Source organism: Chloracidobacterium sp. (genome assembly GCA_025057975.1).
Lineage (GTDB): Bacteria > Acidobacteriota > Blastocatellia > Chloracidobacteriales > Chloracidobacteriaceae > Chloracidobacterium.
This window is the reverse complement of record JANWUV010000014.1, coordinates 101,222-109,912: the sequence shown is the minus strand read 5'-3', so window position 1 is coordinate 109,912 and position 8,691 is coordinate 101,222. Positions and strand designations below refer to the sequence as shown.

The following is an 8,691-nucleotide window of genomic DNA, read 5'->3' as shown; positions in this document are numbered from 1 at the left end:
CTTGAGCGCGGTATAGCGCAGGGCGTTGAGCAGGGCAGTCGTTTGGAAGCGGTGCGGCTAGCGCGGGCGCTGCTTGAACGGCGGTTTGGGGCGTTGCCGGCGGAGGTTGCGGCGCAGGTGGAGCGGCTGTCACGGGAACAGGCGGAGGCGCTGGCGGTGGAAACTGTTGCGTTTGACAGCCTTGACGCCGCCCGCACTTGGCTGGCGACGCAAACTATTGCTTCTGAAGAAGAACATTGAGTTTGCTACCGTCTTCTCCACTTGCCATCTTCGCTATAAGCGACCGGCGGCCTACCTAACACGAAAGGCTCTTCAGTTTAGCGACGCCTGAATGTCCGACGGTGGGTTCTAACGGGATGAACCGTATTGCCTTGGTACCGCAGCAGGACAACCGTTTGACGGATCTTATCCTGCAAGGTGATGACGCCAACTAGCGTATCACTGTCGCGCGCCCAGTCGGTCGTCGAGAACTCCTCGCCTTCCGACCAACTCACTCGTTGAAAACCAAACTGCAAGTACAGCTCTCGGAGCCGTTCATTATAGAACTGGTGAACCTGCCGTTGGGGATGCTCCGTGGACAAAATCAACACGCCGGTCTTTCTTCCCGCATCAGCCGCAGCGGCGATGACTTTCGCCTGAGGATAGAGCGTCACCCACGGCGGCAACTGCCGCCAATCGCTTACTGCCATCCGAGCGTCGCCTGGGTAGGCGCGCTCCGCCTCAAGCAGCGGCTGAAAATCAAGGGTGACATTTGTTAGGCTGCCGCGGTGTGTAAAGTGAATGGCCTTTAGGTAAGCGTGCGGCGAGAAGAAATCGTCCTCACCGTTGATTTCACACTCAAAGCGCATGGGTTGGAGGTCAGGGTCGGTCAGGACGCCAATGTCGTTCATTGGATACTGGTAAGGCGATGCCCACGTTGTGCCGCGCGTGTACGAGATATGGATGGTGGTTCGGCGCAGTAATGCGGATGACTGACGCGGCACAGCTGATAAAATGGCTAAGCGAACCTGTTCATTTGATGCACCAGTAAACCAGAGTTCACCATACCCCGGCGCATATGCCATGAAGTTACAGGTGAATGGCGTGCCATTGACCTTTTCGGCGTAGGCAAGCTGGTAAAAGTCGAAGGCGACTTTTGCAGAGTCGTTCGTCTTCAGTGTGAAATAGCCGCTTTCTTGGAGTTCACCCGTGTGGACAGGACCTTCAAGGGTGGCGTTGGGATACACTACAACCCACGCTGGTAAACCGGCGGTTTCCGGCACTGCTTCCTGCGGCTTTTCCGGACACCACGCAAGTTGCTTTGGGCTGTGACTTGTATTGCAATCAAAATTGTGGCCGACGACAGACGGCGAGAACGAGAACCACGCCGCCATCGCCAGCCAGAGAAAGACCAGCCCTGTTACAGGCGAACGGACGGACAACTTCGGCGGCCTTGAAACGGCAAAAAAGCTGGCCATAACGCTTTTCCGCTTGATGTGGTCAGGCAGGCAACACTGCTGCAAGGAAAAACCATTCTTAGGCAAGGCGTAAAAAGTTTTCCAGTGCAACAACGTACCCTGCGCCCGCAAGGCTTCGCCAACGGTGTGGAAACAACCTGGTCACACTCGCGCCCAATCCAAAGCGTTTTGGCAGGGAGCTGAACAACTGGTAGGACTAGCGTGGACGGCTTTCGGACAACACACGCCGGGAGTTCAGTGACGAAGGGCCGCAAAGCTGGACGCTAGGCCGTGCGCCGCCAGTTCTCCAAGCAACAATCCAACCGCTCCACACAGCAGGCTAGCGACGACATAGCCGACCGACCACAACGCTCCATGCTCGCGCCAGATTGTAACGGTCTCGTACTCGAACGTCGAAAAGGTGGTAAAGGCTCCCAAAAATCCAGTCGTTAGTGCCAGCCGCAGCCACGGCGGAATCCCCACCCGGTCAGCCAGAAGGGCGACCACCAAGCCGAAACAAAGCGACCCGCTGACATTGATGACAAACGTCGGGAGCGGAAAGCGAAGCGACCATGCGCCAAGGGGCGAGACGCTGACGGCATAGCGCAACATCGCGCCGCACGCGCCGCCGACCGCTACAACCGCGTAGTTGGTGAAAACCGACACAGTAACCGTACTTTCGCTCGCGCCTCTCAAAGCTCCTGTGGGGGCAGGTTTAGGTCGCCGGACGGACGGCGTACTTACCATTCTCGCCGGGCACGATGTAGCCCCACGGACACTTTTGGTCATGCTCGAAAATGTTCAGCCACCCTTCCGCCGCCGCCTGCGGAATCAAACGCTTCTTGTTTTCCAACAGTTCCACTGGATACAGGTCATACCCCATCACCCATGCAAAAGGCAGGTGCGCCGTCGTCGGGAGAATATCCGCCCAGTAGAAAGCCGTCCGTCCACCCGACACCACCCGTACACACTGGGTAAAGTCGTTGTGCCCACGCACTGGTACGACCCACACACCCGGCGACACCTCCGTTTCACCTTCCACAAACACAAACTGTCCAGCCGCCGCCACCGGCTCCCAATCCTCCGGCAAATAGCTGGCGCGGTCGCGTTCGTGCGGACGCTGCGCGTGCTCATACTCGGCGCGCTGGACGACATACCGCGCCTTTGGAAAGGTCGGACGCAGCTCACCGTTCTCCGCACGGTAGGTGTTGCCGCCCGCGTGATCAAAGTGCAGATGCGTGTTGATGACCAGCGTGATGTCGTCCGGCGACAGGCCAAGCGCCGCCAACGATTGCGGGACGGTCGTCTCATGCGCGATGCCGTACATCTCGATGTGCTTAGCGCCCCACTTCGTCCCGATGCCCGTATCCACCAAAATCGTGTCGTGGGGCGTCCGCACCAGCAGCGTATTCAGACCCAACACGATGCGATGCTTTTCGTCGGGCGGCATAACGCGCTCCCAGAGTACGCGCGGTACGACGCCGAACATCGCCCCGCCGTCCAGACGAAACGTACCGTCGGAAATAATGTCAAGTTGAAACTCACCCAACGACAAGCTCATTGTTGGCGCTCCTTTAGAAGCCCGCTAGGTTCAGAATACTGACGCCGATGACGAACGCTGTACAAGCTCCGACCAGCAAGGCGGGCACTAAAAACGCCAGCGCGACCCCGACCAGTAGCCCATACCAACGAAAGTAAAAGGTTAAAAAGAGCACAGCCGCCAGCCCAAACCCCAACCCGCCGAAACAAACCAAGCCGAAAACCACTTGCGACAGCTCAAACGCTATCGCGATTAGAACAAAAAGCACGACCGCGTACGCCAGCGTGCCGAAGAAGCCTAGCAGCGTCTGTAGGACGAAGGGCAACACCGGCTTTCCCGCCGAAGGCGAAGTAGGGGGCGGAGGGCCATAAGCTGGCGGCCGACCATAAGGCGACATGCTGCCTCACGAACGCGCAAACAACTTGGTGATCAGTTCCATGACCTCGGCCAGACCGCATGGCTTGCCCACAGTCTGCTCAATCGCTTTGAGCTTGCGCGCCATCTGTAAAATCGGCGCTTCGAGTTCACCAAAGGCAATTTGGAGCGCCGTGTGTCGCGCCGCCTTCTCCTCCGGGGGCAGCTGATTGACGCGGTCGTTGAGGTAGTTGACAAACAGACTCAACATCGCCGCCGCCATCTCGGCCGCCGTTTGAAGCGTCTGCTGCTGTTGTTTGAGGAGCTCCGCTAACTGCCGTGTCCGCCGGCGGTACACCTCGACTTCCGCCGCAATCTCCGGTGCAGCGTAGGCGTTTTGCTCGAAGTTGACCGGCGGCAACTCTTGTGTAATGCGGCGGTACTTGCCGGAAACATATTCCTTGAGAATCTCATCGGATTCGGTCACGCCGCGTATCTGGAGCTGTTCCTGCAACTCATGGCGATAGCCGAAGACGCTGCGCAGATAGTCCTGCAAGTCAGGACGCTCCATTGCTCCCAGTTCCATAAGCAGCAGGCGGAGAAAGTCCTTGTCTTCGACTAGGCGAGCCAAACGCTCAAGGCGTTGGCGATATTCACCCACTAGAAAGCGCGTCAGTTTTTCACCCAGCTCCGGCTGGAAGTGCGCCACCCGCTGGCTCTGCTCAAAGGCTAAAAGCAACTCCATGTCGTTGATGAGCGAGATCAGCAACTCACCGGCGATGGCGTCTGTGTCGGCGGATGGCGAAGGTGGTTCGTGGTTTCCCATATAACGTTGTGCAGGAGCTTCCAAAGGCGGCGGCAAGCCTTGTCACACAGATCGCTATTGTGACTTGATGACCGTCCAATAGTAGTCATATCGCGGCAAAATTGCACCGACATCTTCAAGCATGGTGCAGCGCCGAAGCCAATCATCCGGCGGGAAGACGTAGGGGTTGTCGGCCCACATCGGCGGCAAATACGCTCGGACAGCGCGGTTCGGCGTCCCATACCCCGTCGCCTGCACAATTTCCGCCGCCGCCTGCGGCTCAAGGATGTAATCAATAAACCGCTCCGCCAGCGCCGGCTGCGCCGCATTAACGGGAATCGCCAAACAATCTACAGCGAGCGTCCCGCCTTCCCGTGGCACGACAAACGCAATGTTGGGATTGCGCCGCGCGGCTTTGGCGATTTGCCCATTGTAGCCCTGCACCAACCAGGCCTCCCCATCGAGCAGGAGCTGTTCAAACGTGGCGCTGTCATAAGTTTTGATGAGCGCCTTCTGACGCATCAAATCCTCGGCTGCCTGCGCGATTTCCTGTTCGTTTCGACTATTCGGAGAAGCGCCGCGCCGTCGCAGAGCCGCCCCGAAACATTCCCGAATGTCATCAAGCATGGCAATGCGCCCACAGTAGCGGGCGTCCCACAGCGCGTCCCAACTTTCCACTGGCTCGCTCACTTTGTCACGCCGATAGCCGATGCCGACCACTGTAAACGTGTAGGGGACGCTGTAACGCTGTTCGGGGTCATACGGCGCGCCCAAAAATGCCGGATCAAGGTTTGCCCAGTTTGTCAGCCGTGACCGATCAAGCGGCCGCAGCAGCCCCTGCCGCGCCAGAATGCTTACCATGTAGTCGCTTGGCGCAATCAAGTCGTACCGCGCCACACCAGTCTGGAGCTTGGCCAGCAACGCCTCGTTGGAGTCAAACGTCTCAACGACAACTCGACAACGATACCGTGCTTCGAAGTCGCGCAGTAGCTTGTCGGAGGTGTAGTTCGACCAGATGTAGATGTGGAGCGTTGTCTGCGTTGCCGACTGTGGGGACGGCGCAACGGCGACAAGCAGTAGCCCAAGACAAGCCGCCCCAAGGCCGACCCTTCCCCATTGCGGCAAGCGCGGAAGCTGCTGCGCGATGTGCGCCGCCGTCACCAGCAGCACCGTCGCCATCAGCAACAAACCAGTCGCTGCGTTGATCTCCGGCGAGACACCGGTCTTCATCTTGGAATACAGTAGCACCGGGAACGTCGTCACGCCGTCACCCGCCACGAGGCTGGTGATAACGCAGTCATCAAGCGAGAGGGCAAAGCACAGAAGCCCACCGCCAACCAGCGCCGGCGTCAGCCACGGCAACGTCACCCGCCAAAAGGCGACCGCCGGCGTCGCGCCCAAATCCAGCGCGGCCTCAAGCAATCGCTCGTCAAAGCTCGCCAGCCGCGCTCGGACAATGAACACGACGTATGAGGTGCAAAAGGCAACGTGCGCCAGCAGCACCGACCAGAAACCCAGCGGTTGTCCCAAACGCGCAAACAGCGCTACGGAAGCAAAGCCGACCACCACTTCAGGCGCGACGACCGGCAGATAAAACAAACCCTCCAGCCATGACCGTCCACGAAAGTGGTGTTTGCCTAGACCAATGGCGGCCGGCGTTCCGATGACCAACGCAATGGCCGTCGTCGCCAACGCCACTCGCAAGCTGGTCTGAATCGCCGTTAGGAACGCTGGGTTGGTTGCAGCCTTCACGTACCACGCGCCGACAAAACCGGCTTGAAAATCGGCCGCCGGCGCAGCGCTTAATGACAACACCAACAGCGTCAGCAACGGCGCATAGAGGTATAGATAAACTGCGCCTGTGACGACGGCCGAGACGCTGCCGGCCCAGCCGTCGGACGGCGTAAGGTGACCCCACAGCCACGCCGCACGCCTCACCCACGACGGCATCTGAACCGGCGCGCCTCCGCTACTCTTCCGGGCGCTCGGCGCTCGGTTGGCGAATCACCGCCGAGGTGGATTGGTTTTCAATGACGCCGATCTTTTCCAGCAGTTTGCGCTTCACCATCGCGTCGTAGATTTTCCACTTCGACCGCATGAAATCTTCGTCGTACGTGCCGGACAGGAAGCCGATGGGAATTTCAAAGCCGCCAGCTTCGTGCTTGCCGCCGCCGTAGTAGTGCCCTGTCGCATCGCGTCCGAGCGCCGATTTCAGGAACTGATCCGGGTTGAGCGTCACTTTCGACGTGCGCAGGCTGCCGATGATGACTTCGCGTTCGCCTTCTTTGGTGATGATGCCGTACACCACCGCCGTGTGAATGTTTTCCTCGGTCAGGAGGAAGTCAGCCGCCTGCGGAATGGCGTCGCGGTCTTCATAGCGGACGTAGCCGACGCCGGCGATGCTGTAGTTGTTCCGGACAATCCGTTTCTCCAGCGCCAGATTGATGATGTCAATGACGCGCTTCGACCGCTTGACGTTGAGGATTTCACTCAACAGCGTGGTGTCCACAAACTGCGACAGGTAGCCCGCCGCCTGAAAATCGCACTCGCGGGCGCGAATCATCCCATTGGTTTCCGCCCGAATGGCATGCATCAGCGCCGTCGCCAACCGGACGTGCTGGGGGTTGTTCTTTTCCAACGGAAATGCGTCGCGCAGATACTCGGCGTAAATCGTCGCCGTTGCGCCGACTTTACGAATGTCAGTGAACACCGCCTCAAGCAAGCCCTGGCGTTCGTGATGATCCACGATGACGAGCGGCTTGACGCCCGCTTCGCGCAGCTTGCTGGTCAAAGTGGTGGTCGTGCCTTGGTTGTCAATGAAAATGCTGGCCTGATACTGCTTGAGGTCTATCGTTGGATCGTAGTGCAGCAGTTCGATCTGCAGGAGCTGCACGAGCGCAAGGTTTTCCTGATGGCTGATGAAGCCGTCATAGACAATGTCCACCGTGATCCCGAAGGTAGCGGCGATCATTTGGTGGGCCAGCGCGGAGGCAATCGCGTCCGGGTCTGGGAAGTTTTGAATCGCTACGATGTGTCGCTCGCCGCGATGGGCTTCGAGCGCAGCGACCAAATCCGCCACCGGACGCCGTTCCTGCACCTCCACCACCGGACGCCGTTCGGGATGCCCGCCAGTGCCGTTGAGGTTGTCTTTGCCGTCGCGCCGCGACGGTTCGGCTTCCCCCGTGTAAGCCGTCGCCACACCAGCGGCTACATTGTCTGTTGCGCCTACCTTGTCGCGTTCGGCCGCAGCGTTTTTCTCGCGTGACATACTTCTAAACCTTTCAAAATCCTGCCAACTCGCCGGTTTTTACCGACTTGTTACCGGAGTATAGCGCAACCGACTGCGGTGGGGGCAGCCAGCGTCACGAACGCTGCACTTGGGCGCTTGCCTCGGCGGCCGGCTCCGTAACGCCTTCCAGCGTCTCGGCGATGAGGTTGTCCACCACAGCGTGGAAATCGCCGTTGGTCTCGTGAAAGATGCGCAGTTGCCGGTCGGCGCTAGTGCCTTCCTTGAGAATCGTGTTGATGTACTCCAGTTCTTTCCGACTGCCGAGGTCGTCCACCACGTCGTCCACGAAATCGAGCAGTTCGCCGATGAGATCGCGCACCGGCACTTCGGTCTGCTTGCCTAAGTCCAACAGCTTCCCGTCAAGACCGTAACGCACCGCGCGCCATTTGTTTTCTTCAATCAGCATCCGCCGATAAAGCCGGAAGCCCATATTCTGGCGCAGCAGCTTGTAAAGCTTCGCCACTATCGCCTGAAACAGAGCCGCGATAGCGATGACTTCATCTACCTTGGACGGCAAATCGCAAATCCGAAACTCCAGCGTGGGGAAAATCGGGTGCGGCCGCAGGTCCCACCAAATTTTTCTGCCGTTGTCAATGCAGCCCGTTTTGACCAGCAGTTTGACGTAGTTGTCGAACTCGCTCGCGGAGCCGAAGTAGTCGGGAATACCGGTACGTGGAAACTGCTTGAAGACTTCCGAGCGGTAGGACTTCAGTCCCGTATTGCGCCCAATCCAGAACGGCGAACTGGTACTCAGCGCCAGAATGTGCGGCAGGAAGTAACGCGCCGCATTCATGATGTGAATGGCGTCGTCACGGTTTTCAATGCCGACGTGGACGTGTAGGCCATAAATCGAAAGCGCCCGCGCCAGCTGCTGCATTTCCTCGATGAGCTGGAAGTAGCGCTCATTGGGCGTAATTTCCTGATCCTTCCAGTGGGAAAACGGATGCGTCGAGGCCGCCACAATCCGCAAGTTCTTTTTATGTGCCAACATCGCCACCGTCCGGCGCAGCCTGATGACATCCGCCCGTGCTTCCTGAATGTTGCGGCAAACGCTCGTGCCGACTTCAACCATGGACTGGTGCATTTCAGGCTTGAGCTGCTCGCCCAGCAGCATCATGCCTTCGTCCAGAATTTCAGCAACGCGCGAGCGCAGCTCCCGTGTATTCGGATCAACGATTTGGAATTCTTCCTCAATACCCAGTGTGAACTCTTGAGCCATATCCAGCCTCTCGCCAAGACAAACTACCTGCAAGCCTAAAGCCCGCAG

Annotated in this window: 9 protein-coding genes; 1 reads left to right on the top strand and 8 read right to left on the bottom strand. The window is 58.7% G+C overall.

Features of this window, described 5'->3' with window-relative positions; genetic code table 11:
• Window positions 1–240 (top strand): DUF4351 domain-containing protein (locus tag NZ585_12595; GenBank protein MCS7080870.1); only part of this gene is annotated, 240 nt, incomplete at its 5' end.
• A 77-nt stretch (window positions 241–317) separates the two neighbouring features.
• Here the strand turns inward: NZ585_12595 and NZ585_12590 are convergent.
• The 8 genes from NZ585_12590 to NZ585_12555 form a co-directional block, all read right to left on the bottom strand.
• Window positions 318–1,457, bottom strand: coding sequence for a hypothetical protein (locus NZ585_12590; protein ID MCS7080869.1), 1,140 nt, complete (start codon window positions 1,455–1,457; stop codon window positions 318–320).
• Between the two features lie 234 nt (window positions 1,458–1,691).
• The gene (gene crcB, locus NZ585_12585) at window positions 1,692–2,102 is read right to left on the bottom strand and encodes a fluoride efflux transporter CrcB (GenBank protein ID MCS7080868.1); all 411 of its coding nucleotides are present in this window, start codon (window positions 2,100–2,102) and stop codon (window positions 1,692–1,694) included.
• A gap of 49 nt (window positions 2,103–2,151) precedes the next feature.
• A complete protein-coding gene (locus NZ585_12580) occupies window positions 2,152–2,997 on the bottom strand; it encodes an MBL fold metallo-hydrolase (protein ID MCS7080867.1) in 846 nt (281 codons plus the stop codon).
• A 13-nt stretch (window positions 2,998–3,010) separates the two neighbouring features.
• Window positions 3,011–3,373 carry a hypothetical protein gene (locus tag NZ585_12575; protein MCS7080866.1) on the bottom strand — a complete coding sequence of 121 codons (363 nt, stop codon included), beginning with the start codon at window positions 3,371–3,373 and terminating at the stop codon, window positions 3,011–3,013.
• A gap of 6 nt (window positions 3,374–3,379) precedes the next feature.
• Complete coding sequence (locus NZ585_12570) at window positions 3,380–4,156, bottom strand: hypothetical protein (protein ID MCS7080865.1); 777 nt, start codon at window positions 4,154–4,156, stop codon at window positions 3,380–3,382.
• A gap of 54 nt (window positions 4,157–4,210) precedes the next feature.
• Complete coding sequence (locus NZ585_12565; protein ID MCS7080864.1) at window positions 4,211–6,085, bottom strand: extracellular solute-binding protein; 1,875 nt, start codon at window positions 6,083–6,085, stop codon at window positions 4,211–4,213.
• Between the two features lie 19 nt (window positions 6,086–6,104).
• Window positions 6,105–7,403, bottom strand: coding sequence for a bifunctional oligoribonuclease/PAP phosphatase NrnA (locus tag NZ585_12560; protein ID MCS7080863.1), 1,299 nt, complete (start codon window positions 7,401–7,403; stop codon window positions 6,105–6,107).
• 94 nt (window positions 7,404–7,497) lie between these two features.
• Complete coding sequence (locus NZ585_12555; protein MCS7080862.1) at window positions 7,498–8,643, bottom strand: carboxylate-amine ligase; 1,146 nt, start codon at window positions 8,641–8,643, stop codon at window positions 7,498–7,500.
• Window positions 8,644–8,691: the final 48 nt, after the last annotated feature.

Excerpts from the sequence above, each read along its gene's own strand:
- NZ585_12590 (MCS7080869.1), bottom strand. The coding sequence starts at position 1,457 with ATGGCCAGCTTTTTTGCCGTTTCAAGGCCGCCGAAGTTGTCCGTCCGT.
- NZ585_12580 (MCS7080867.1), bottom strand. The coding sequence starts at position 2,997 with ATGAGCTTGTCGTTGGGTGAGTTTCAACTTGACATTATTTCCGACGGT.
- NZ585_12575 (MCS7080866.1), bottom strand. The coding sequence starts at position 3,373 with ATGTCGCCTTATGGTCGGCCGCCAGCTTATGGCCCTCCGCCCCCTACT.
- NZ585_12570 (MCS7080865.1), bottom strand. The coding sequence starts at position 4,156 with ATGGGAAACCACGAACCACCTTCGCCATCCGCCGACACAGACGCCATC.
- NZ585_12565 (MCS7080864.1), bottom strand. The coding sequence starts at position 6,085 with ATGCCGTCGTGGGTGAGGCGTGCGGCGTGGCTGTGGGGTCACCTTACG.
- NZ585_12560 (MCS7080863.1), bottom strand. The coding sequence starts at position 7,403 with ATGTCACGCGAGAAAAACGCTGCGGCCGAACGCGACAAGGTAGGCGCA.
- NZ585_12555 (MCS7080862.1), bottom strand. The coding sequence starts at position 8,643 with ATGGCTCAAGAGTTCACACTGGGTATTGAGGAAGAATTCCAAATCGTT.